Source organism: Streptomyces sp. NPDC050546, assembly GCF_044457425.1.
Lineage (GTDB): Bacteria > Actinomycetota > Actinomycetes > Streptomycetales > Streptomycetaceae > Streptomyces.
The window spans coordinates 361,209-384,476 of the sequence record NZ_JBITGX010000009.1 but is presented as its reverse complement, the minus strand read 5'-3'; the positions used below and the strand labels follow the sequence as shown (position 1 = coordinate 384,476).

Annotated in this window: 22 protein-coding genes and 1 tRNA gene; 12 read left to right on the top strand and 11 right to left on the bottom strand. The window is 72.3% G+C overall.

The window, feature by feature from the left end; genetic code table 11:
• Nucleotides 1-59: 59 nt before the first annotated feature.
• Complete coding sequence (locus ACIBK5_RS24270) at nucleotides 60-638, bottom strand: TetR family transcriptional regulator (RefSeq protein ID WP_399022340.1); 579 nt, start codon at nucleotides 636-638, stop codon at nucleotides 60-62.
• A 130-nt stretch (nucleotides 639-768) separates the two neighbouring features.
• On the opposite strand from ACIBK5_RS24270, the gene ACIBK5_RS24265 reads away from it, so the two are divergent.
• Nucleotides 769-1,974, top strand: coding sequence for an MFS transporter (locus ACIBK5_RS24265; protein WP_399022338.1), 1,206 nt, complete (start codon nucleotides 769-771; stop codon nucleotides 1,972-1,974).
• Nucleotides 1,975-2,070: 96 nt separating this feature from the next.
• Nucleotides 2,071-2,595, top strand: a complete 525-nt coding sequence (locus tag ACIBK5_RS24260) for a GNAT family N-acetyltransferase (RefSeq protein WP_399022336.1) — start codon at nucleotides 2,071-2,073, stop codon at nucleotides 2,593-2,595.
• Nucleotides 2,596-2,636: 41 nt separating this feature from the next.
• On the opposite strand, the gene ACIBK5_RS24255 is transcribed toward ACIBK5_RS24260, so the two are convergent.
• From ACIBK5_RS24255 to ACIBK5_RS24230, 6 genes are all read right to left on the bottom strand, one after another.
• Nucleotides 2,637-4,316 carry a long-chain fatty acid--CoA ligase gene (locus ACIBK5_RS24255; RefSeq protein ID WP_399022334.1) on the bottom strand — a complete coding sequence of 560 codons (1,680 nt, stop codon included), beginning with the start codon at nucleotides 4,314-4,316 and terminating at the stop codon, nucleotides 2,637-2,639.
• Between the two features lie 149 nt (nucleotides 4,317-4,465).
• Nucleotides 4,466-5,026, bottom strand: coding sequence for a SigE family RNA polymerase sigma factor (locus tag ACIBK5_RS24250; RefSeq protein WP_399022332.1), 561 nt, complete (start codon nucleotides 5,024-5,026; stop codon nucleotides 4,466-4,468).
• A 97-nt stretch (nucleotides 5,027-5,123) separates the two neighbouring features.
• A complete protein-coding gene (locus ACIBK5_RS24245) occupies nucleotides 5,124-6,332 on the bottom strand; it encodes a lipid-transfer protein (RefSeq protein WP_399022330.1) in 1,209 nt (402 codons plus the stop codon).
• Between the two features lie 181 nt (nucleotides 6,333-6,513).
• Complete coding sequence (locus ACIBK5_RS24240) at nucleotides 6,514-6,933, bottom strand: MaoC family dehydratase (protein ID WP_399022328.1); 420 nt, start codon at nucleotides 6,931-6,933, stop codon at nucleotides 6,514-6,516.
• Nucleotides 6,930-7,886, bottom strand: a complete 957-nt coding sequence (locus ACIBK5_RS24235) for a bifunctional MaoC family dehydratase N-terminal/OB-fold nucleic acid binding domain-containing protein (protein ID WP_399022326.1) — start codon at nucleotides 7,884-7,886, stop codon at nucleotides 6,930-6,932. Before ACIBK5_RS24235 ends, ACIBK5_RS24240 begins: the two co-directional genes overlap by 4 nt.
• 168 nt (nucleotides 7,887-8,054) lie before the next feature.
• Nucleotides 8,055-8,381 carry a hypothetical protein gene (locus ACIBK5_RS24230; RefSeq protein WP_399022324.1) on the bottom strand — a complete coding sequence of 109 codons (327 nt, stop codon included), beginning with the start codon at nucleotides 8,379-8,381 and terminating at the stop codon, nucleotides 8,055-8,057.
• 369 nt (nucleotides 8,382-8,750) lie between these two features.
• Between ACIBK5_RS24230 and ACIBK5_RS24225 the strand changes: the two genes are divergently transcribed.
• The 4 genes from ACIBK5_RS24225 to ACIBK5_RS24210 all read left to right on the top strand — a co-directional run bounded on the left by ACIBK5_RS24225 (nucleotide 8,751) and on the right by ACIBK5_RS24210 (nucleotide 11,300).
• Nucleotides 8,751-9,617: a bifunctional DNA primase/polymerase gene (locus ACIBK5_RS24225; protein ID WP_399022322.1), complete on the top strand. Its 867-nt coding sequence runs from the start codon at nucleotides 8,751-8,753 to the stop codon at nucleotides 9,615-9,617.
• Nucleotides 9,618-9,678: 61 nt separating this feature from the next.
• Nucleotides 9,679-10,137: a hypothetical protein gene (locus ACIBK5_RS24220; RefSeq protein WP_399022321.1), complete on the top strand. Its 459-nt coding sequence runs from the start codon at nucleotides 9,679-9,681 to the stop codon at nucleotides 10,135-10,137.
• Between the two features lie 9 nt (nucleotides 10,138-10,146).
• Complete coding sequence (locus tag ACIBK5_RS24215) at nucleotides 10,147-10,686, top strand: DinB family protein (protein WP_399022319.1); 540 nt, start codon at nucleotides 10,147-10,149, stop codon at nucleotides 10,684-10,686.
• Between the two features lie 41 nt (nucleotides 10,687-10,727).
• A complete protein-coding gene (locus tag ACIBK5_RS24210) occupies nucleotides 10,728-11,300 on the top strand; it encodes a GNAT family N-acetyltransferase (protein WP_399022317.1) in 573 nt (190 codons plus the stop codon).
• Between the two features lie 176 nt (nucleotides 11,301-11,476).
• Here ACIBK5_RS24210 and ACIBK5_RS24205 read toward each other — a convergent pair whose 3' ends face one another.
• Complete coding sequence (locus ACIBK5_RS24205; RefSeq protein ID WP_399022315.1) at nucleotides 11,477-15,655, bottom strand: hypothetical protein; 4,179 nt, start codon at nucleotides 15,653-15,655, stop codon at nucleotides 11,477-11,479.
• Nucleotides 15,656-16,047: 392 nt separating this feature from the next.
• Here ACIBK5_RS24205 and ACIBK5_RS24200 point away from each other — a divergent pair, with 392 nt between their 5' ends.
• From ACIBK5_RS24200 to ACIBK5_RS24190, 3 genes are all read left to right on the top strand, one after another.
• Complete coding sequence (locus ACIBK5_RS24200; protein WP_399022313.1) at nucleotides 16,048-16,515, top strand: hypothetical protein; 468 nt, start codon at nucleotides 16,048-16,050, stop codon at nucleotides 16,513-16,515.
• Between the two features lie 43 nt (nucleotides 16,516-16,558).
• A complete protein-coding gene (locus tag ACIBK5_RS24195) occupies nucleotides 16,559-16,768 on the top strand; it encodes a ferredoxin (protein ID WP_399022311.1) in 210 nt (69 codons plus the stop codon).
• An 81-nt stretch (nucleotides 16,769-16,849) separates the two neighbouring features.
• Entirely contained in the window at nucleotides 16,850-17,605 is a 756-nt protein-coding gene (locus ACIBK5_RS24190; protein ID WP_399022309.1) for a PIG-L deacetylase family protein, read from the top strand.
• On the opposite strand, the gene ACIBK5_RS24185 is transcribed toward ACIBK5_RS24190, so the two are convergent.
• From ACIBK5_RS24185 to ACIBK5_RS24175, 3 genes are all read right to left on the bottom strand, one after another.
• The gene (locus ACIBK5_RS24185) at nucleotides 17,602-18,369 is read right to left on the bottom strand and encodes a glycosyltransferase family 2 protein (RefSeq protein WP_399022307.1); all 768 of its coding nucleotides are present in this window, start codon (nucleotides 18,367-18,369) and stop codon (nucleotides 17,602-17,604) included. The genes ACIBK5_RS24190 and ACIBK5_RS24185 overlap by 4 nt on opposite strands.
• A 114-nt stretch (nucleotides 18,370-18,483) precedes the next feature.
• Nucleotides 18,484-18,570: transfer RNA gene (locus ACIBK5_RS24180), tRNA-Ser, on the bottom strand.
• Nucleotides 18,571-18,634: 64 nt separating this feature from the next.
• On the bottom strand, nucleotides 18,635-20,077 hold the full coding sequence (locus ACIBK5_RS24175; protein ID WP_399022305.1) for a S1C family serine protease: 1,443 nt from the start codon (nucleotides 20,075-20,077) through the stop codon (nucleotides 18,635-18,637).
• A 288-nt stretch (nucleotides 20,078-20,365) separates the two neighbouring features.
• On the opposite strand from ACIBK5_RS24175, the gene ACIBK5_RS24170 reads away from it, so the two are divergent.
• The 3 genes from ACIBK5_RS24170 to ACIBK5_RS24160 all read left to right on the top strand — a co-directional run bounded on the left by ACIBK5_RS24170 (nucleotide 20,366) and on the right by ACIBK5_RS24160 (nucleotide 23,143).
• Nucleotides 20,366-21,193, top strand: coding sequence for a glycerophosphodiester phosphodiesterase (locus ACIBK5_RS24170; RefSeq protein WP_399022303.1), 828 nt, complete (start codon nucleotides 20,366-20,368; stop codon nucleotides 21,191-21,193).
• Between the two features lie 153 nt (nucleotides 21,194-21,346).
• A complete protein-coding gene (locus ACIBK5_RS24165) occupies nucleotides 21,347-21,985 on the top strand; it encodes an ATP-binding protein (RefSeq protein ID WP_399022301.1) in 639 nt (212 codons plus the stop codon).
• A 192-nt stretch (nucleotides 21,986-22,177) separates the two neighbouring features.
• Nucleotides 22,178-23,143 carry a DUF5926 family protein gene (locus ACIBK5_RS24160; protein ID WP_399022299.1) on the top strand — a complete coding sequence of 322 codons (966 nt, stop codon included), beginning with the start codon at nucleotides 22,178-22,180 and terminating at the stop codon, nucleotides 23,141-23,143.
• The last annotated feature ends 125 nt before the right edge of the window (nucleotides 23,144-23,268 follow it).

Here is a 23,268-nt window from a genome sequence, read left to right as displayed (position 1 = left end):
CAGGTCGGGAGCTGCTGAGCCGGCCGGGACCGGCTGAGTCGGCGGCCGGGGGCGGCGCCCTACCGGGCCGTCAGCCTGCGCGCCGCCTCCTTGACCGAGGCGCGCAGGCGGTCCTGGGCGTCCTCCCCGTCGCCGACCAGGATGCGCCGCATCTGCGGGACGACGGCGGTCCAGTTGGCGAGGGCGGTCAGCAGGAAGAGCAGGTCGGCCGCGGGAACGGCGTCCGTGATGACGCCCCGGTCCTGGCCCTCCCTGAGGGCGGCGACCTTGCGGACGTAGTGCTCCTGGCGGGCGGACTCGTGGGGCAGTTCGGCGCTGCCGTACTCCAGGCCCTCCCAGAAGAGCAGACGCAGCAGCTCCGGGTGGGCGGCGTGGTAGTCCATGACGCGGTCGATCCAGCTCTCGATGTCGTCCGGGACGACGGGGACGTCCTCGGCGAGGTGGAGCATCTTCTTCTCGAGGACGATCGCGAACAGCTCCGCCTTGTTGCCGAAGTAGGCGTAGATGAGCTGCTTGTTGGCCTTCGCCTCGGCGGCGATGCGGTCGATGCGGGCGCCGGCGATGCCGTGCCGGGCGAACTCGGCGACCGCCGCCTCGAAGATCCGGGCCTTGGTGGCCTCGGGGTCCCTTGGTGCCATGGGGGAGAGGGTAGCGCGCCGGGTAACCAACTGTTTGGTTGACAGGGAATCGCAGGGCGGCTCACACTGTTGCCCCATTATCCAACCAACCAGTTAGTTGTTAGAGCCGACTCCAAGGAGTCCCCCCTCGATGCCGTCAGCGACCACCACCACGTCCCGCAGGGCCGACCATGCCCCGCCGCGGCAGGCGCGTACGCCCGCCCCCGGTCTCTTCCTCACCCTGATCGCCGTGTGCAGCGCGGTCACCGCCGCCAACATCTACCTCGCCGCACCGCTGCTCTCGCTCATGGCCCGCGACTTCGGCTCGGCCCCCTCCGCCGTCGCCTGGATCGCCTCGGTCGCCCAGCTCGGCTACGCGGTCGGCCTGCTGTTCTTCGCCCCGCTCGGCGACAGCGCGAACCGGCGCCGGCTGGTCGCGGGGCTGACGGTCGTCACCGCCGTCGCGCTGAGTGCCAGTGCGGCCGCCCCGGGGGTCACCGCCCTCGCGGTCGCCATGTTCGTCGCCTCGGCCGCGACCGTCATCCCCCAGCTGCTCGTCCCGCTGGTCGCCGAACGCGCCCCCGCCGACCGGCGTGCCCGTCATGTCGCGGCCGTCATCGCGGGCCTGTTCACCGGCATCGTCGCGGCCCGGGTCCTGGGCGGTCTTGCCGGGCAGGCCTTCGGCTGGCGCTGGGTGTTCGCGGGCGCGGCCCTGCTCACCCTCGTCCTGGGGCTCGCGACCGCGTTGGTCCTGCCGTCGCGGCGGCGGCGGGAAGGCCCGCTGTTCGCCGGACTCGCCGCGCTGCCCTCGGTGCTGCGCCACTCGCCCGACCTGTGGCGGGCGTGCCTGCGGCAGGCCGGGATGTTCGGCGCGTGGAGCGCGCTGTGGACGGCGCTCTCCCTTCTGCTGACCGGGCCCGAGTACGGGCTGTCCCCCGCGACCGCCGGGCTGTTCGGGCTCTTCGGGCTGACGGCGAGTGCGGTGGCTCCGCTGGCCGGCGGGTTCGTGGACCGGTTCGGCGCGGCGCGTGTCGTACGGTCCGCGTATCTGCTCGCGGCCGTGTCCGTGCCGCTGTTCTGGCTGGGCGGGCAGGCTCTGGCCGCGCTGTTCGCCGCCGCGATCGCGATCCACGCGGCGCTCGTCGCCTCCCATGTCGCCAACCAGACCCTCGCCCTGACCTCCACGTCCACCCCGGCCACCGCCAACACCGCCTATGTGGTCGCCGGCTTCGCGGGCGGCGCCGCCGCCTCGGCTCTCGGCGGGGCCGCCTTCAGCCACTTCGGCTGGGGCGGGGTGTGCGCGGTGGCGGGGCTGTGGCTGGTGCTGGGATGGGGGCTGACCTCGGCGCGGCGGTGAGGCGATGCCGCGGGGCGGGAAGGCGGGCGCCGGGCGGATGGACTCCTGTGTGAAAGGCCGCGGGTAGCCGTATGCCGAGGGGGACATGATCGTCTTGTGCGCGAGGAAACCGTGACCCTGAGCAGGATCGTTTCGGAGGACTGGGCCGCCGTCCACACCTGGGCGTCTCTGGCCGAGGCCTGCCGTTATCAGCCGTGGGGCCCGAACACGCCGGACGAGACGCGGGAGTTCGTGGCGGGCGCGGTCGCCGCCTGGTCGGACAGCCCTCAGCGCCGCTTCCCCTACGTGGCCCGCCTCGGGCAGGAGGTCGTGGGGATGGGGGAGCTGCGGGTGCGCAGCGCACCCCGGCGCCAGGGCGAGATCTCCTACGTCGTGCATCCGCGTGTCTGGGGGCGGGGCGTCGGGACGGAGATCGGGCGGCTGCTGCTCGCGCACGCCTTCGGCGAACTGCGGCTCCACCGCGTCCACGCCACCTGCGATCCGCGGAACCTCGGCTCCGCGCGGGTGCTGGCCAAGCTCGGCATGACGCTGGAGGGACGCCTGCGGCACACTCAGCTCATTCGTGACGGCTGGCGGGACTCGCTGGTCTTCGGCGTACTCGAGGAGGAATGGCACAGCTGAGCCCCTGGCCGTGACCAGGGGCTCCACAGCGGCCGACCGGGTCAGCCGAGGCGGGTGACGTCCAGGTCGCCCTCCGCGTACTGCCTGCGCAGCACCTTCTTGTCGAACTTGCCGACGCTCGTCTTCGGGACCGCCTCGATGATCGTCCAGCGCTCCGGGAGCTGCCACTTGGCGATGTGGCCCTCGTCGGCGAGGAAGGCCCGCAGGGTCTCGAAGGTGGCGTTGGCGCCCTCCTTGAGAACGACCGTGGCCAGGGGGCGCTCGCCCCACTTGTCGTCGGGGACGGCGACCACGGCCGCCTCGGCGACGTCCGGGTGGGCCATGAGCGCGTTCTCCAGATCCACCGACGAGATCCACTCGCCGCCGGACTTGATGACGTCCTTGGCCCGGTCGGTGAGGGTGAGGTAGCCGTCGGGGGAGATGGTCCCCACATCGCCCGTCTTGAGCCAGCCGTCCTCGCTGAACTTGTCCGCGGGGCGGAGCGGGTCGGCGTCCGGGCCGTTGTAGTAGGCGCCGGCGATCCACGGGCCACGCACCTCCAGCTCACCGGCCGACTCGCCGTCCCAGGGGAGGCGTTCGCCGCCGGGGCCGGTCAGGCGGCCCTCGACGCCGGCCGGGAAACGGCCCTGGGTGAGGCGGTAGGCGAGCTCCTCCGCCGTACCGACCGCACTGGCCGGGGGACGCGCGATCGTGCCGAGCGGGGACGTCTCCGTCATGCCCCAGGCGTGGCAGACCCGCATGCCCAGCTTGTCGAAGGCCTCCATGAGGGAGGGCGGACAGGCCGCGCCGCCGATGGTGACCTGGCCGAGGAAGGAGACGTCACGCGGGTTGGCGGTCAGCTCGGCGAGCAGGCCCTGCCAGATGGTGGGGACGGCGGCCGCGTGGGTGGGCTTCTCGCTCTCGATCATCGCGGCCAGCGGGGCCGGCTGGAGGAAGCGGTCCGGCATCAGCATGTTCACGCCGGTCATGAAGGTCGCGTGCGGCAGACCCCACGCGTTCACATGGAACTGGGGCACGACGACCAGCGAGGTGTCCGCGTCGGTCAGCCCCATCGACTGGGCCATGTTGACCTGCATGGAGTGCAGATAGATGGAGCGGTGGCTGTAGACCACGCCCTTGGGGTCGCCGGTGGTGCCGGAGGTGTAGCACATGGCGGCGGCCTGGCGTTCGTCCAGCTCGGGCCAGTCGTACGACGTCGGTTTCCCGGCGATCAGATCCTCGTACTCGTGGACACCTGCGGTCGCGTCCGCGAGGAGGGAGCGGTCCCCGGGGCCGGTGACGACCACGTGCTCGACCGTCTTCAGGTGCGGGAGCAGCGGGGCGAGCAGGGGGAGCAGCGAACCGTTGGCGATGATCACGCGGTCGGCGGCGTGGTTGACGATCCAGGCCAGCTGCTCGGGCGGGAGGCGGAGGTTCAGGGTGTGCAGGACCGCGCCCATGGACGGGATCGCGAAGTAGGCCTCCACATGCTCCGCGTTGTTCCAGGCCAGAGTCGCGACCCGCTCGTCGCCGGTGACGCCGAGGTCCTCCCGGAGCGCGTGGGCCAGCTGGGCGGCGCGGGCGCCGATCTCCGCGAAGGAGCGGCGGTGCGGCTCGTCCTCACCTGTCCACGTGGTCACCTGCGATGACCCGTGGATCGTGGACCCGTGGGTCAGGATCCTCGAGATCAGCAGCGGTACGTCCTGCATCGTGCTCAGCACGGCGTCCTCCCGGGGCGACATTGCCAACGCGGTGGTAAAGGTTTGCGCTGATTCTGCGCACATACCGCGCGGTATGTCACTAGGACCGGGCGATCGATCACATCACGCCAAGCGGAATGATGGGTTCAGCGGCGGCCGAGGCGGCGTGCGAGCGGCCTGCGATGCGGGGCTCACTGGCGGACAAGTCCCAGCTCAGCGTCCTCGCGGAGCTTTCCCAGCGCGCGCGAGACGGCCGACTTCACCGTGCCCACCGAGACGCCGAGCACTTCGGCCGTCTGGACCTCGCTCAGGTCCTCGTAGTACCTGAGGACTACCATCGCCCGCTGCCGGGCGGGCAGCCGCATGATCGCCCGCCACATCGCGTCGCGCAGCGCCTGCTGCTCGGCCGGGTCGTCGCGGCCGGTCACCGGCTCCGGCTCGGGCAGCTCGTCGCAGGCGAACTCGTCGACCTTGCGCTTGCGCCACTGCGACGTCCGCGTGTTCAGCAGCGCCCGGCGCACATAGCCGTCGAGGGCGCGGTGGTCCTCGATACGCTCCCAGGCGACGTACGTCTTGGTGAGCGCGGTCTGCAACAGGTCCTCCGCGTCGCTCGGGTTGCCGGTGAGCGAGCGGGCGGTACGCAGCAGCACCGGCTGGCGGGCCCTGACGTACGACGAGAACGACGGGTACGGAAGAGTCTGCGCCGCTGGTGAGGCGGCCTTCGACGCGCTGGTGCAGACGAGTGTGGTCATGGCTCAACGCTATGAGCGGGGGCGGGTCCGGCGGATCGGCCGCAGGTCCCGAAGCGGGATCCCCCTCAGGTTGTAGGGGTAGGGCCGGCTGCACCTCCTAGAGGTGGAGCGGAGGGACGGGGGTACTGCGGGTTGTCCCCTCCGGGTCGGCGGTGAGTACGAGTCCCGACGTAGGCACACCCGTCCCCGCCGTCACCAGGACCCGCTCCGCTCCGGGTATCCGGTTCACCGCGGTCCCCCTGATCTGCCGGACGGCCTCCGCCACCCCGTTCATCCCGTGCAGGTACGCCTCCCCCAGCTGTCCCCCGTGCGTGTTGAGCGGCAGGCGCCTCTCGGCGACGAAGTCCGGTGCCTCGCCGGGGCCGCAGAAGCCGAACTCCTCCAGCTGCGTCAGCACGAACGGTGTGAAGTGGTCGTAGAGGATCCCCACGTCGATGTCGGCGGGCGCGAGTCCGGAGGTCCGCCACAGCTGCCGGGCCACCACCGCCGACTCGGGCAGGCCGGTCAGGTCGTCGCGGTAGAAGCTGGTCATCTGCTCCTGCGCGCGTCCCGCGCCCTGAGCCGCCGCCGCGATCACGGCGGGCGGGTGGGGCAGGTCGCGGGCCCGCTGCACCGAGGTGACCACGAGGGCCTGGCCGCCGTCGGTCTCCTGGCAGCAGTCCAGCAGCCGCAGCGGCTCGACGATCCAGCGGGACGCGGCGTGGTCGGCCAGGGTGATGGGCCGGCCGTGGAAGTAGGCCGCCGGGTTGGTCGCCGCGTACGCGCGGTCGACCACGGCCACGTGCCCGAACACCTCCGGCGTCAGCCCGTAGGTGTGGAGGTACCGCTGGGCCGCCATCGCCACCCAGGAGGCCGGGGTGAGCAGGCCGAACGGCAGCGACCAGCCGAGCGCGGCGCCCTCTGCCGACGGCTCGCGGTGCCGGACCCCGGAGCCGAAGCGGCGTCCCGAGCGCTCGTTGAACGCCCGGTAGCAGACGACCACGTCCGCCACGCCCGCGGCGATCGCGAGGGCGGCCTGCTGGACGGTGGCGCAGGCCGCGCCGCCGCCGTAGTGGATGCGGGAGAAGAAGGAGAGCTCGCCGATGCCCGCCGCCTGGGCCACGGTGATCTCGGGGCTGGTGTCCATGGTGAACGTGACCATCCCGTCGACGTCGGCCGGGACGAGCCCGGCGTCCGCCAGCGCCGCCCGCACCGCCTCGACGGCCAGCCGCAGCTCGCTGCGCCCCGAGTCCTTGGAGAACTCGGTGGCCCCGATACCGACGATGGCCGCCCGCCCGCCGAGGGTGTCGTGCCGACGGGGGCTCATGCCGGGCCTCCCGGGGGCGTTGCCGGGCTTCTTGGGTGCATTCCCGGGCCTCCTCTGCTCACGCCGGGCCAGGCAACTGGGGTCCCTCGAGCGCCCGGGGCGGCTCGGGCGCCCGGGGAGACGCAGCACACGGCGGTCGCGGAGACACGGCACACGGCGGTCGCGGAGATGATGTCGCCGGTCATGACGGTCCGCCGGGGTCCGTCGTCGTCCCGGCTCCCGGCGGGACCATGACCGTCACCGTGCCGGTGACGTGCTTGCCGAGGCCGTTCGCGCCGACGATCCGGACCGTCACCATGTCGCCGTCGACCTCCTCGACCGTGCCCGTCAGCACCATCGTGTCGCCGGGGTGGTTGGGCGCGCCGAGCCGGATGGCCACCCGGCGCAGCACGGCCCGCGGGCCGAAGTGGTCCGTGATGTACCGGCCGACCAGGCCGTTGGTCGTCAGGATGTTCATGAAGATGTCCGGGGAGCCCTTCTCCCGGGCCAGGTCCGGGTCGTGGTGCACGTCCTGGTAGTCGCGGGACGCGATCGCCCCGGCGACGATCAGGGTGCGGGTGACCGGGATCTCCAGGGGCGGCAGACGGTCGCCGGCCTTCACCTCGTCACCCCCTGGAACACGGGCAGGACCAGTTCGTCGTCGTAGCGCCGGAACTCGAGCCGGACCGGCATGCCGATCCGCACCTTGTCGTACGGCACCCCGACCACGTTGCTGACGATCCGCACGCCCTCCGCGAGCTCGATCAGCCCGACCGCGTAGGGACCCGCCGCGTCAGCGGCATGATCGGATGCGGTGAAGGCCGGGAAGGGCGGGTGGTGCATGACGACGTACGAGTAGACCGTGCCCTCGCCGCTCGCCTCGACGGTGTCCCACTCCGGGGAGCCGCAGCTGTTGCAGCCCGGCAGCCAGGGGAAACGCAGGTCACCGCAGCCGGTGCAGCGCTGGATGAGCAGCTCGTGGCGGGCCACGCCCTCCCAGAAGCCGGAGTTGTCGCGGTTGACGACCGGGCGGGGGCGGCGTTGACCGGGCGGTTCGGGCTCCTGCTTCTTCGGCCGGCGTGCCGGGGCGTACTTGAGGATGCGGAAGCGGTGGGTGCCGGCGAGTTCGCCGCCGGCCCGGATGTCCGTACGGGTCGTGACGAAGTAGCCCGCGCCCAGCTTCGTGGTCTTCAGGTCCGAGACCGACTCGATCACCGAGTCGAAGGTGATCTCGTCGCCGGGGCGCAGGGGGCGCGGATACTCCTGCTCGCAGTCGGTGGCGACGACCGCGTCGTAGCCCGACTCGTCGAGCAGGCGGAGGAGTTCGTCGTAGGCCGCCGTGCGTTCCGGGCGGCGGGTCAGGCCGGCCATGGTCCACGCCTGGAGCATGGTGGGGGGAGCGATGGCGTCCGGTCCGGTGTAGGCGGGGCTGGTGTCGCCCATGGCCTCGCACCAGTGCCTGATCATCGGCTCGTTGACGGGGTCCCGGCCGACCCCGGTGACGGCGGCCGGGCGGCCCTCGTAGGCCTTCAGGCGCGCCTCGAACTCCTCGTGGACCTCCGTCTCACCGCTCACGGTTTCTGACTGTCCGTCAGATCAGCTGCGGCGTCAAGACATCGCACCCCCACGGACGCCAAAACGCCTGCGCGGCGGCACCGAAGTACCGCCGCTCAGACGCTTGTCACCCCACGATGCACACCCACACGAACGGCGGGCCGATGCCGGTACACCGGCCCGCTCAGCTCACCACCACAGCGGGGTGAAGCTGACGGCGGTGTTGTCGTTGCCCTGGTTGACGGCCGTGAAGGCCGAGCCGTTGACCTGGGCGGTGTTGCTCTGGTTCGAGGCGCCCTCGCCGACGGCCTGCTGGTTCGTGGTGGACGAGGTGCCGAAGTTGTCGCCGCCGACACCACTGCCGAGGACACCCGCCTCGGCCTCCGTGACGGACGCGATCGATCCGTTGTCCGCGAAGGAGCCGTTGTCCGCCGTCGCGATGCCGCTGAAGAGGACGGCCGCGAGCGGAAGGGCGGAGACGGCGGCGATGACGCGGGCGGTACGGATGCTTGCCATGTTGTTGTCCCTCCAAGGACTTCAGAGACTTCGGAGACTTCAGAACCAAGGACTGCGTGGAGAAGTACTGCTGCTTCCAGGGAAGTTGGCCGACCGCCCTGGTCCGTTGCTCGACGTCGCGAGTCCAGAGTTGCCCACCGAATCCCCGGCGAACCACACCGGAAGCCCCTATTCGCACTCAAGCGTGATGACATGTCGATAAACCCCTTTGCGTCACTTCAGTACCGGACTGGGGTTGGAAGAGGCGGTTCGAACCCTGGTGCCGCAAGGGCGGAAGCGTTCCAGCACTTTTCGCACACAGGCCTCGACCCCGGCGCGTCGCACCCGCTCCCTCTTTCCTTTTTCGAACGTACGTACGAAACTAGAAGCATGGCCACCACCGACCGGCAGGCCACGACGCTGGCCCTCGCACACGCCCTGTCAGCCGCCGAACGCGGACTGGCCGTCATCCCCCTGTCCCGCACCAAGCTCCCGGCGCTGCGCTCCCCGCACCACGACGACCCCGCCCCCTCCCTCTGCCACGGCGCGTGCGGCCGACTCGGCCACGGCGTGTACGACGCCTCCAGCGACCCGGCCCGCATCCGCGAACTCTTCGCCGCCGCGCCCTGGGCGACCGGCTACGGCATCGCCTGCGGCCTGCCCCCGCACCAGCTGATCGGCGTCGACCTCGACGTGAAGACCGGCACGGACTCCTCGGCCGCCCTGCGCGAGCTGGCCCTGCGGCATCTGTTCACCATCCCCCCGACGGTGGTGGTCCTGACCCCGTCCGGCGGGCGTCACCTCTGGCTGAGCGGTCCACCCGACGTGGTGGTCCCCAACTCGGCGGGCCGTCTCGCCCCCGGCATCGACATCCGGGGCGCCGGCGGCTACCTCGTCGGCCCCGGCTCCCGCACGGGCCAGGGGGTGTACGCCGCCGCCCCCGGTACCGCGCACCTGGCGCCCGCCCCCTGCCCCCGCTCCCTGCTGCGGCTGCTGCTCCCGCCACCCCGCTCCCACCACCCCACGCCCCCGTCGGCCGGCGGGCACGGCCAGGGCCTGGTCCAGTTCGTCCTCGCCGCGCACGAGGGCCAGCGCAACACACGGCTGTTCTGGGCGGCCTGCCGGGCGTACGAGGACGGCATCGGCCCGGCGCTCGTGGATCCCCTGGCCGAAGCGGCCCGGAGCACCGGACTGTCCGAGCGTGAGGCCCGGGCGACGATCGCGTCGGCGGCCCGGATGACGGGGCACCGGCCATGAGCAGGGCCTCGTCCACCAGCACCGAAAGACCTCCATGCACCAGTACGCCAGACCGCCGGCCATGGCGCTCGCACGCCTCACTCTCGCCTCCGGCCGCTCGGTGGACCTCGCCGAACTGCGGTTCTCGTCGACCTACGGCGACCTGCTCTCGGCCTGCGGCGACGCGCTGGAGGGCTATCCCTGCAAGCCGGTCAACGATCTGCGGATCCGCGAGCTGCTGCGCGCCGCCGAGCGGTCCCACCCCGGCACGCCCGTCCACCTCGTCCCGCCCCCGCGGGAGCGCCCCGACCAGTACGCGGGCGGACTCGGTCCCGTCGAGGTGCTGCCCGCCGTGGCCTGCCTCGGTACGTTCCACTCCGTCGCCCTCGATCCGGCCCGCGACCCGGTCCTGTACCGCTCGCGCCTGGCCGTGCTCTGGTTCCAGTCGGCCCCGCACCTGCCCTCGGGCTGCGACACGGAGCGGGCGCTGCGGGACATCGACTGGCCGGGACTGGCCCGGGACGCGCGGGCGCCTGCGTAGGGTCGCCCGATGAGCGCTTCCCGTACGGAACTGCCGCGCTGGCAGTTCGAGTTGACCTGGTCGCTGTTCGAGTACCACCTGGAGCGGCTGGAGCCCGGGGACTTCCTCTGGGAGCCCGCGCCCCTCTGCTGGACGATGCGCCGGGCGGCCGACGGCACCTGGGCACCGGACTGGGCGGACACCGAGCCCGACCCCGTGCCCGTCCCGACGATCGCCTGGGTGAGCTGGCACATCGGCTGGTGGTGGAGCGTCACCCTGGACCACGTGCGGGGCCGGCCGCCCCGCGACCGCACGGACATCGCCTGGCCCGGCGAGGGCGCCCCGACCGTCGAGTGGCTGCGCGACCTGCGCACTCAGTGGCTGGAGGTCCTGGACGGCCTCACCGACACCGACCTGGACGCCACCGCCTCGTTCCCGCAGCAGGACGACCCCCAGTACACCGTCGCGCACATGGTGGCCTGGGTGAACGCCGAGTTGATGAAGAACGCGAGCGAGATCGGCCAGCTGCGGATGCTGCGGGCGGCGTCGGCTGCTCAGTCCGCTGTGTAGTGGGGGCGGCGAAGGTGCCAGGGGCGTGACATCGTGGTGGCATGAGCATCGACGTCCGCCCGGCCGCGAATTTCGAGGACGTCCGGGCCGTGCTCGGGCCGAAGTCGCCCGGGGCGAATGTCTGCTGGTGCCTGAGCTACCGGATCCCGTCCAAGCTCAACAAGGAACTGCGCGGCCCGGCCCGCGGTGACCACGTCGCGGAGCTGTGCGATGCGGACCCTCCCCCGGGTGTGCTCGCCTACGACGGTGACGAACCGGTCGGCTGGGCCGCCGTCGCACCGCGCTCGGACACCTCCTTCGCCCGCAACCGCAAGATCCCGCACGTCGACGATCTGCCCGTCTGGTCGCTCTGGTGCGTCCGGGTCCGCCCCGGCCACCGCAAGCAGGGCATCTCGCACGCGCTCATCGCCGGAGCGGTCGACTTCGCCCGCGCCCGGGGCGCACCGGCGATCGAGGCGTACCCCCTCGACAACGGCGACGCCAAGGTCGACCTGACGATGGCCTACGCCGGTCTGAGGAAGAACTTCGAGCGAGCCGGCTTCATCTACGCGGCACCGACCACATCGGTGCTGGCGGGCCATCCCCGCATCCTGATGCGCCTCGACCTGCGCTGAGCGGACGGGCATACGAATGCCCGACCGCTGGCGACGGGGGATGCACCAGCGGTCGGGCTATGGCCAAGGGTAACAAGCGCTTGCGCGGGAAGAGCCGACTGACCGTCAGGAAAGCCGGGTTGTGACTCGTATCACTCAACTGCCGGGCGGGTCCGCCCTGTTGCCGCACACCGGCCTCACCGGCCGGCGCACGGCGCGTCATAGGAGAGCCGGGGCAGGTACTCACGCCAGGTGTCCGGCGTCAGAACTCCCCGGGTCATCGAACAGATACGGCGTACGGCCTCGTCGGTGTCCAGGTTCCAGAGCCGGATGCTGTCGGCGCCGCTCGACACCCCGAGCATGTGGCTGTTCGGGCTGAACGCCAGGAAGTTGCCGGTCTTGGCGTTGGGGCTCATCGACTGGCCGATCGCGGTGGCCCCGGCGGGGTCGGAGACGTTCCACAGCCGGACCGTGCTGTCGTTGCCGCCGCTGGCCAGGGTGCGGCCGCTCCGGCTGAACGTCAGGGACACGACCGCTTCCGTATGACCCCTGAGGCGTGCCGGCTCTGAGGCGTCGGCGGGGTCCTCGATGTCCCAGAGGCGCACCGAGTTGTCGTCCCCGGCACTGGCCAGCGTCCGGCCGTCGGGGCTGTAGGCGAGGACGTTGACGGCTCCGAGATGCCCCCTGAGAGGCGCGCGCAGCAGGGTCGGCCGACCGGGACCGGCCGCGTTCCACAACCTGATCGTGCCGTCCGCGCTGCCGCTGGCGAGCGTACGGCCGTCCGGGCTGAAGACGACGGCGTTGACGTACCCCTTGTGACCGGTGAGGGGCGCTCCCAGCCGGCGGGGACGGGACGGATCGCGGATGTCCCACAGCTGGATGGTGCGGTCGTCGGAGGCGGTCACCAGGACCTGCCCGTCCGGGCTGAAGGCCAGCGGGTCGGCGAACTTGATGCGCAGGGGGATGGCGGACCCGTGCGGAACAGGATGTTCCGGATCGCTGAGGTTCCACAGCTGCAGCGCCCGGCTGCCCGTCACCACCGCGAGGGTGCGGCCGTCCGGGGAGAACTCCAGGGAGCGGACACCGCCGTCCGGCCGGAACGGCCGGCCCATCCGCACCGGCCTGCCGGGCGTCCGCACGTCCCACAGCCGCACCCGCCCGTCGAGCGCCGCCGTCGCGAGCACCCGCCCGTCCGGGCGGAACACTCCGGTCCGGCCGATCATGTCCGACTTCGGCAGCGACCACAGACGGACCTTGTTGTCGCCCGCCCCGGTGGCGAGGGTGCGCCCGTCGGGGCTGAAGCCGAGCGCGTACATCTCGCCGCTGCTGCCCGCCAGGGGCCCGCCGACCTGCGACGGGTACGCCGGATCACTCACCTTCCACAGGCTCGCGGTGCTGTCCGCGCTGGCGGCGGCGAGCATGTTCCCGTCAGGGCTGAAGGCCACGGACCACACCGCCCCGGTATGGCCGGTGAGTGGCGTACCGATCGGTGCCGGGCGACGTGAATCGGCCATGTTCCACAGCCGCACGGTGTTGTCGGAGCTGCCGCTGGCGAGCGTACGGCCGTCCGGGCTGAAGGCCACCGAGTGCACGGTGGCGGTGTGGCCGGTCAGCTGCTCCCCGGCCCGCTCCGGACGCCGGGGGTCGGTCACGTCCCACAGCCGGATCGCCCCGTCGTCGCCACCGGCCGCCAGCGTCTTGCCGTCCGGGCTGAACGCCACCGAGCGCACGGCGGCCTTGTGCCCGGTCAGGGGCTTGCCCAGGGCCCGCGGCCGGCGCGGATCAGCCACATCCCACAGCCGGACGGTGTGATCGTCGCCGACGGAGGCCAGCGTCTTGCCGTCCGGGCTGAAGGCGACCAGGTAGATCGTGCCGTCATGGCCGGTCAGCGGCTTGCCGAGCCGCTTCGGCCGGCCGGGGTCCGTCACGTCCCACAGCCGGATCGTGCCGTCGTCGGACGCGCTGGCGAGGGTACGGCCGTCCGGACTGAAGACCGCGCTGCTCACCCAGCTGGTGTGGCCGGTGAGAGGCTCGCCCAGGGGCTTCGGGCGCTTCGGGTCGGCCACGTCCCACAGCCGTACGGTCCGGTCGTAGCTGGCCGTGGCCAGGGTCCGCCCGTCCGGGCTGAACGTCGTGAGGTAGACGGCGCCCGTGTGGCCGACCAGCGGCGTGGCCAGCGGGGCGTTCACGATGGAGATCAGCCGGCTGTTCGCGCCCTTGTCGTCCGGCCGCAGCCGGTGCGCCACCAGGTCGAGCTGCGCGGACAGCGACGGATCCGTGTCCTGGACGCGGTCGGCCTGGGCGAGGACCTGCTCGAACACGGCCTCGTCCCGCTGCTTCGAGGCGATGACGGCCGACCCCACGGCCAGCATCGCCAGGACGACCAGCGTCGCCACCGCGCCCCGGCTGATCCAGGTCACGCGCCGGCGCAGCCTGACCGAGGCGGCCAGGAACTCCACGGCGCTCCGGGTCAGGAACCTGTCCCCGGCGGATCTCGCCCAGCCGTGGGCCTGTTCCAGCCGGGAGCCCCGGTACAGCAGTGACGTGTCGCGGCTCGACTCCTCCCAGGCCCGGCCGTCCTCCTCCAGGCGCTGGCGCAGCAGATTGCCCTGCCGGTCGTCGTCGATCCAGTCGCGCAGGCGCGGCCAGGCGTGCAGCAGCGCCTCATGGGTGATCTCCACCGTCTCCGCGTCGAGGGTCACCAGCCGGGCGCGGACCAGCGCCTCCAGGGACTCCTCGGTCTTGCCCGGGTCGGTCGACTCCTCGGCCAGCTTCCGCCGGGTCCCTCGTCTGCGGGTGGCCTGGGTGTCCTCACCGAGGCGGACCAGCCGGAGCAGGAGCAGCCGCGCCGCCGTGCGGGCCGCCGGGTCGAGGCCGGACCAGGCCCGCTCGGCGGTCGCAGCGACGGCGCCCTGGATGCCGCCGGCCGCGCGATAGCCGGCGAGCGTCAGCCGGCCCGCCTTCCTGCGCTGCCAGGTGGCGAGCAGGGCGTGCGAGAGGAGGGGGAGCACACCCGCGTCATGGGCCCCGCGCGGGCCGTCGGCGCTGACCTCCCGCACGATCAGCTCCGCCAGGCCCGGTTCCAGCTCCAGGCCGACGGCCTTGGCCGGTCCGGTCACCGCCTCGCGCAGCTCCGCGGTGGTCAGCGGCCCGAGCACCATGTGCCGGTGCTGGAGCGCGTCGGCCAGTTCGGGATACCTGAGGCAGCGCTCGTAGAAGTCGGCGCGGATGCCCAGGACCACGACGGCCGGGGCCGGTTCGTCCCGACCGCCGGGTGAGCACGCGGCGTGCAGGGCCTCGATGAACGCACGCCGGTCCGCCTCGTCGGGGCAGAGGGTGAACGTCTCCTCGAACTGGTCCACGATGAAGACGGGACGCGCACCGGAGGGCGCCTCGCGCCGCGCCCAGGCGGCTACGGCGGCACGGACGGCGTCCGCGGAGGGGGGAACGCCGGGTCCGCCCTGTTCCGCGGCGCCGACGTCGGGGTGCTGTGCCCTCGGCTCAGGTCCCGCTTCCGGTTCCGTTCCTGTGCCCGGTCCCGGTCTCGTGCCCGTGCCCGGTCCCGTTTCCGTTTCCGTGGCAGACGGGACGCCAGGCGGGTCTCCCGCCTCGGACGGCTCTCCCGCCTCGGACGGCTCTCCCGCCTCGGGCAGGAGGACGGGCCGCAGTTCGGGTATGCGGCGGGTCAGCTCCGCCAGCGGGTCACCGCCCGGGAGGAGTTGCACGACCGTCCGCGCCCGGCCCTGCTCCGCGCCGTCGTCGCCGCCCAGCGCGCCGTCCCGCAGGGCGGGCACCAGACCGGCGTTCAGCAGCGAGGACTTGCCCGCTCCCGACGCGCCCACCAGCATGACCAGGCCGCCCGCCTCCGCCACGGCCCCGAGCTGCGCGACGATCGCGTCCGTGCTGCGCTCCCGGCCGAAGAACCAACGGGCGTCCTCCCGGCGGTAGGAGGCCAGTCCGCGGTACGGGCACACGCCGCCGGGCGCGGGCGAGGCCTCGGCCGGAGTCCCCTCCTGCTCCGGAGACCCCGCGGGACGCTCCGCGACCGGGTCGGCCACCGCCCGTTCCCACAACCGCTGCCACTGGCCGAGGTCGTACAGGCCCGGGGACACCGGAGTGGGCCGCGAGCGCCGCGCCTCGGGTATCAGCACGAGCAACACGGCCGCGAGAGCGGCGAACTGGGCGGGTACGTTCCGGGCCCGCCGCCAGTCACTGATGCGCTGGGCGGACACCCTCACCGGCCGCCCGCGCTCGTCGACCCGCTGGAGCCGGACGACCGCTTCGGACACACGCTTGAGGGGAGGGTTCCCGGCTTCCTTGTACAGCAGTGAGAGGCGTTCCGCGAAGGCGGTGCGTGCCCCCGAGTCGGAACTCAAGGTCTCCACTCCTTACTTGTCACACCTGGACGTCCGGACCGGAAAACTCACTCTATACGGCTGACCTGCGGTAATACCGTCCGTCCGGCACCGGATTCTCCTCGCGGGCAGCCGGAAATGGCAGGATCCGGGAGCAGCAACGGACCATTCCGGTCAGCTTCCATCCGCTGCCATCCGCTTCCGTCCGCTGCCATCCGCGCCGGACGGCGGTAGCTCCACCGTTCGACACCGGTCCCCACGAGGGGAGGGACCGGTGTCGGACGACGTGGTCCGCCTCCGATGATCCTCCCCGCCGTCACGCGCCTTGCAACCCTGGATAACTGACGATACGTCAGCTAAGGTCGCGCCTGCCGTACCTACCGCTTCCGGAGCGACGTACAGGGGTGAGCGCGATGGAGACACGTCCCGAGAGCCCGGAGCCGCAGGGCGATCCACGCTGGGTGGCGATGCTCTACCGGCCGGCCGCGAGGTCCTGGCGGGCCGCCGCGGAGTCGCCCCACCGCCCGCCCGTGCTGTACGCGCTCGGCGAGATGACCCAGACCATGCGCGCGCGGGGCGACGAGGTGACCGTCGCGCTCTGGGGGCCGAAGGACGGCGCGTGGCACCTGTTCGACACCCCGCTGACTCAGTCGGCCTCACCTCAGCCGAGCCCGGGCGCGGAGTCCCCCGGCGAACCGGCCGTGCTCGCCGAGCGGATGACCGGCCGCCGCCACCAGGTCCTCATGGCCGGGCTGAGCAAGGCGGGCCTCTACGACCTCACCCCCGAGGACGAGACGACCGTCCAGGCCCTCGTCGAACGGCTCGACGAGCCCGCCGTCCGCCGGGTCGCCCACTGGCTCGCCGCCGCCGGCACCCGCTAGCCGGGCCGGTTCAGCCGGCGGCGCGCTGGGCAGAGGAAGGGTCATGAAGGTCTCTGTCGACCGCGACCTCTGTTACGGCTCCGCCGAATGCGCCCACCGGGCCCCGGCGGTCTTCGAGTTCGCCGACGGATTCGGCGTCGTCCGCCCGGGCCGGGACCATACGGACGACCCGGCGGTCCTGGAAGCGGCGGAGAAGTGCCCCAGCCAGGCCATCACGATCACTGACACGCCCTCGTCGCCGGCCCGCCCGTAGCGAGGGCCGCTGCCGATGCCACTGCCGTCGCCAGCGCCGCCCCCGTCCCCGTCCCCATCGCCATCGCCATCGCCATCGCAATTGCCGGGCCTGCTCGCGGTCTTCGCCCACCCCGACGACGAGTCCCTGGTGGCGGGCGGCGTCCTCGCCCGGCACGCGTCCGCGGGCGCTCGCACGGCGGTCGTCACCGCGACCTGGGCGGCGGACACCCCACGCGCCACGGAACTGGCCGAGGCGTGCCGCATCCTCGGCGCCGGCAAGCCACGCATGCTCGGTCACGCCGACTCTCGCGTGCCCCACTCGGCGCCCGGCAGACCCCGCTGGTGCGACGCCCCGCTCGACGAGGCGGTGGGGGAACTGGTCGCGGTGATCCGCGACTTCCGCCCGGAGATCGTCGTCACCCACGACGGCTACGGCGGTCTGACCGGGCACGAGGACCATGTGCACACCCACCGCGCGACCCTGCTCGCGGTACACGCCGCGGGACTCGAACGCCTCTGCCCGGACGCCGGTGAGCCCTGGCAGCCGAGCGCCCTGTACCTGGCCACGCATCCGCACTCCGCCGTCCGGACGTGGGGCGGGCATCTGGCCCCCACCGGCAAGACGATGCGCACGGTCCCCGACGACCGGATCACGGCGACCGTCGACGTCACGCCGTGGCTGGATCAGAAGACCGCCGCCGTCCTTGCCCACCGCACGGAGGTGGCACGAGGAGCCGCCCCGGGCCTGATCGCCGCCCTCCCGGCACCCGAGCGCGAGCGGTTGCTCGGCACCGAGTGGTACATCCGCCACGACCCGGTGAGCACGGCACCGCCACAGACGGAACTCCGGCCCTAGGCCGGCGCCCCGCCGGGGTCAGTGCTCCACCGCAGCCCCGAGAGCGCCCGGGCCCGGGCCTCCACGACGGCCATCCGGGCATCTCGCTCGGCACGGTCCACATGGGCCGCCTGCCCGGTCACCTGGCCCTCCCACTTCCGGTACAGCAGCCCCACCTCCCCCGTGAACCACCCGCGGCTCACGGCGTTCAGCGCGAGCAGCAGCCCCGTGTCCTCCGAAGCGGGCAGGGCCATCCACCCGCCCAGGGCCAGCAGCAACTCCCGCCGCACGCACAGCGACGCCGGATGGACCTGCGCGAGGAAGCCGTTCGCCTTCCAGTGCTCGAGCACCGCCCCGCGCTCGATCGGCCCCTGGTCGGGGTCGCCCGGAAACCCGGCCGTCGACCCGTCGGGCAGGAGATCCAGCACGCGCGACGTCGCCCACCCCAGGGTGCGGTCGCCCTCCAGCACCGCCAGGTCCCGCGCGAGCGCGCCCGTCGGCAACTGGTCGTCGGCGTCCAGGACCTTCACATACGCGCCCTCGGCATGCGCCAGCGCGATGGTCCGAGCCACTCCGGGCCCACCGGCCCGGCCCTGCCGGAACGTCACCCGGGCGTCCTCGGGCACATACAGCGCCACGTCCCGGCCCGCCCCGTCCTCCTGGATCACCCAGTGCCACTCCCAGCCCTCCGGCAGCCGCTGCTCGCACAGGGATCTGTGGGCCTCCGGCAGAAACCGGGCCGACGGGCCGTGCACAGCGGTGACGACGACGATGCGCCGGCTCACGCGCCCCCTCTCACGACGAAACACACGACACACACGACGCATGCGCGACGAACACGCGAGAGGGGCCACCGAGCACGCTCGGCAGCCCCTCTCACCCGCAACACTTCAGCCACGCGGAGGCGGTGGGATTTGAACCCACGGTGACATCGCTGCCACGACGGTTTTCAAGACCGTTCCCTTCGGCCGCTCGGGCACGCCTCCCCGCGCCGGCCGGTGATCGGCGGCGCGGGGACAAGGGTAACGGGTCGGTGCGCGCGGGTGGGGATCAGTTGTCGCCGGTGCGCGACCCCAGGGTCACGTCGACGGTCTGCTGCTTGCCGCCGCGCTCGTAGGTGATGGTGACCTTGTCACCGGGCTTGTGGGTCCAGATCTCGCCGATCAGGGTGGGGCCGGAGTCGATCACCCGGTCGTCGAGCTTGGTGATGACGTCGCCGGGCTTGAGACCCGCCTTGGCGGCCGGGCCGCCGGGCTCGACCGGTGCGGCGCCGCCCGCGCCCTGGTCGGTGATCTGCGCGCCGTCCGAGCTGTCGTCAAGGGAGACGGAGGCGCCGATCTTCGCGTACACCGGCTTGCCGGTCTTGATCAGCTCCTGGGCGACGTACTCGGCCTGGTTGATCGGGATGGCGAAGCCCAGGCCGATCGAGCCGGACTGGCCGGTGCCGAAGCCGCCGTTGCCGGTGGACTGGATCGCGGAGTTGATGCCGATGACATTGCCCTGCGCGTCCAGCAGCGGGCCGCCGGAGTTGCCCGGGTTGATCGAGGCGTCGGTCTGCAGGGCGCTCATGTACGACGCCTGGCTGCCGCTGCCGTCGCTGGAGGCCACCGGGCGGTTCTTGGCGCTGATGATGCCCGTCGTCACCGTGTCGGACAGTCCGAAGGGGGCGCCGATCGCGATGGTCGCGTCGCCGACGGCCACCTTCTCCGAGTCGCCGAGGGTGAGGGGCTTCAGGTCGGAGGGGGCGTTCTTGAGCTTCACGACCGCCACGTCGTAGCCCTGCGCGTGGCCGACCACCTCGGCGTCGTACTTCTTGCCGCTCGGGAAGGTCGCGGTGAGCTTGCCGCCGTCCACCGCGCCCGCCACCACGTGGTTGTTGGTGACGATGTGGCCCTGCTTGTCGAAGACGAAGCCCGTGCCGGTGCCGCCCTCGCCGCTGTTGCTCTCGGCCTCGATCGTGACGGTGCTCGGCAGCGCCTTGGCGGCCACGCCCGCGACCGTGCCCGGGTCGCGCTTGAGGTCGCCGCCGCTGGTGGAGGCGGAGACCGTCGTGGAGCCGGAGTTCTCGTCGTTGTTCTTCGCCAGGGTGTAGCCGAGGCCGCCGCCCAGACCGCCCGCGACCAGCGCGGCCGCCAGGATCGCGACGACCAGGCCGCTGCGGCCGCGGCCGGGCTTCGGCGCCGGCTGCTGGTAGGAGGAACCCCAGCCACCCGCTCCGTAGCCGGCACCGCCGTCGCCGTACGACGAACCGGCACCGCCGTCGCCGTACGACGGGGTGGCCGGGGGCGGGGGCGGCGGCCAGGAGGGGTCGGGGGCGGAGGAGGAACCGCCGGGATGACCGGCACCGCCGGAAGCGCCCTCTCCACGGGCGGCCTGCCCCTGGGCGTCCTGCCCGTACGGCCCCTGGGGCGCCGGAGCAGCGGGAGCATCCACCGGCACGGGGGGTGCGGACGGGGCGGGGGGTACCGCGGTGCCCTCGTTCTCGGTGCTCACAGCTTCTCTCCTCGATCCACGGCTGCTTTTCCTGGGACGCACTCGGTCACGCCTTTTCACGCTGGCGACGGTCCGGCGCGATACAGCTGTGCTTGTCCCTTTGTATGCCGTCAGCTTTTCCCACGGGACGTCAGAGCACCATAAGCGGTGGCTGTGGGTCCGCGGCCATTCTTTATATAGGTCATTACTGGTGAAAAGTATGCAATTCCAGCACCTCCGTACGGGCCTGCGCATCCGTCGGGTCCGTACGACCGGACGCGTACCCGGACTCGGTGGCACCATGACGCGGTGACCCACGCACGCCGGCATGTGATTCAAGTCGTCGCCCACCGCGGAGCCTCCGAGGACGCCCCGGAGCACACCCTGGCCGCCTACACCAAGGCGATCGAGGACGGTGCGGACGCTCTCGAGTGCGATGTGCGCCTCACCGCCGACGGCCACCTCGTGTGCGTGCACGACCGCCGGATCAACCGTACGTCCAACGGCCGGGGCGCGGTCTCCGCCCTGGAGCTCGCCGACCTCGCCGCCCTGGACTTCGGCTCCTGGAAGACGCGCGAGGCCTGGAAGGGGCGCGACGAGGAGCCCGACTGGGAGCACCCCCCGGAGGACCGCGAGGCGACCTCCGTACTCACCCTTGAACGGCTGCTCGGACTCGTCGCCGACGCCGGGCGCCGGGTGGAACTGGCCATCGAGACCAAGCACCCCACGCGTTGGGCGGGACAGGTCGAGGAACGGCTGCTGGCCCTGCTGAAGCGCTTCGGTCTCGACGCCCCGGCCGCCGCCGAGGAGTCCCAGGTGCGGGTGATGAGCTTCTCCGCCCGCTCGCTGCACCGGGTGCGGGCGGCCTCCCCGACCCTGCCGACGGTCTATCTGACGCAGTTCGTCTCGCCCCGGCTGCGCGACGGGCGGCTGCCCCTGGGCGTGGGGATCGCGGGACCCTCGATCCGGATCGTGCGCAACCACCCCGTCTATGTGGAGCGCCTGAAGCGCGCCGGCCACCAGGTGCACGTATGGACCGTGAACGAGCCGGAGGACGTGGATCTCTGCATCGACCTCGGCATCGACGCCATCATCACCAACCGTCCGCGCGCCGTGCTGGACCGCCTCGGCCGCTGAGTCCGACCCCACAAATCCCACCGGACCCACGCACACCTCTTGACCCCACACCTTGACGGGCGGGATCCTCCCGTCTCGGCCACACCGAAGAAATCAAGCCAATCGATTACGGGGAGTGCTCCGGCGCGTTCGGTCCGTATTCGATCGTGGTGAATGCGTCACAGGACGTTGATTGGCCGGTTTCCGGTACAGGCCAATGGGGCATCCACACCGTGGCGTGGGGCAAAGGAGGTCTCGGGGGTGGCGTTGGTGGTGGCACAGGAGGTGCCCACGTCGTCGAGCATGGCCGTACCCCATGGCCCTGCGGGCGTGGGGAATGCAAGGCACCGTATGCGTGCGCAGCTGCGCAGCGGTGGCGTAGCGGATTCGGTCATCGACGACGCCGTACTGATCCTTTCCGAACTCTTGAGCAACGCGTGCAAACACGGCAGGCCGCTCGGCGACGCCCTGTCCGGTGACGGAGACGTCCGTGCCGCGTGGCGTGTGGACCCGGCCGGCCGGCTCATCGTCGAGGTCACGGACGGCGGCGGCCCGACCCGCCCCGCCCCGGCGACCCCGTCGGTCACGGCGCACGGCGGCCGCGGGCTGAACATCATCACCGCGCTGGCAGACGACTGGGGCGTCCGCGACGACATCCGCGGCGAGGTCACGGTGTGGGTCATCGTCCACGACGACGTGTACGACCCGGACGCGGGCCACCGCCGCGACGACTTCGTGACGCGCGTCGCGGCCCCCGCGGTGTCCCAGATACCCGGGCTCGACTTCGCGGACGCCTTCGACGACATGGACTGAGCGTTCGTGCTCGACGGCATGGACTGGGCGTTCGTGCTCGACGGCAAGGACTGAGCGTTCGTGCTCGACGACATGGACCGGGCGCCCGTACGCCGCACCGGACCGAGTGTTGTCCACAGGGTCCCGTCGCCCGAGGCCCGAACGGCTAGGCTCGCGAACGTACGAGACGAGCCGTAACCGGGAGACCCATCGATGGCCAAGAAGCGACCCCAGACGAAGGCCAAGCGCCCGCAGATCACGGATGGCGAGGTCCCCGTCGTAGGCGCCCGCGAGCCCTGCCCCTGCGGCAGCGGCCGCCGCTACAAGGCCTGTCACGGCCGGGCCGCCTCCCACGCCGCCACCGAGCTGGTGCACCGCCCCTTCGAGGGCCTGCCCGGCGAGTGCGACTGGGTGGCCCTGCGCGAGCTGGTCCCGGCGGCCACGGTCGAACTGCCCCTCAAGGACGGCCTGCCCGAGGGCGTCCCCGCGGTCACTCTGGCGACGGTCCTGCCGATGGCCTGGCCCGCCCTGCGCCGCGACGACGGCTCGGTCCTGCTCGGCCTGCAGAACGACACCTCGTCCGGCGACATCAGCCGCGACCTCGCCGACACCCTCCAGCGCGCCCTCGAGGCCCAGCCCGGTACGCCCGTGCAGGGCCGCCGCGCCCCGGCCGACGGTCCGCGGCTGCAGGATCTGCTCGACCCGGAGGGCACCTTCGAGCCAGAAGTGCACAGCGGCTTCGAGTTCTGGGTCCCGGACACGGAGAACGCCACTCCGGAGGTGACCGCCTCCCTGGAGCGGGCCAACGCCGCGGCCATCCCGACCGTCAAGCTCCAGAGCGTCGACGCCGCTTACTGGTGCGAGACGCCGGAGAAGAACCATCTGCGGTGGGTCATGCCGCACGCCGAGGAGCAGCTTCTGGACGCTCTCGCGCGGCTGCACGCCGCGGGCCGTTCCAGCCTCGGCGAGGGCACCCGCCTGGTGGGCTCCTTCCGCGCTCACGGGCTCACGGTGCCGGTGTGGGACCTGCCGAGCGGGGTCACGGCCGAGGACGTGGAGAAGCCGGCGGCGGAGTTCGCCGAGCGCCTCGCCGCCGCTCTGGCCACGGACGCGCCGCTCACCGCGGACGAGCGCCGCGCCCGCGGTGGCCTCACCAACCGGCAGGTCACGCTCAGCTGACGTGTGCCACCCGGTCCGGCCGGGCGCCCGCCCCGGCCGGCCGGACCCGCGCGCCTCGGGACGGACGGCTCTCCCCTCACAACTCCCGCTGGAGACAAGCCAGTCGGTGACTGGAAAGGGCGAGA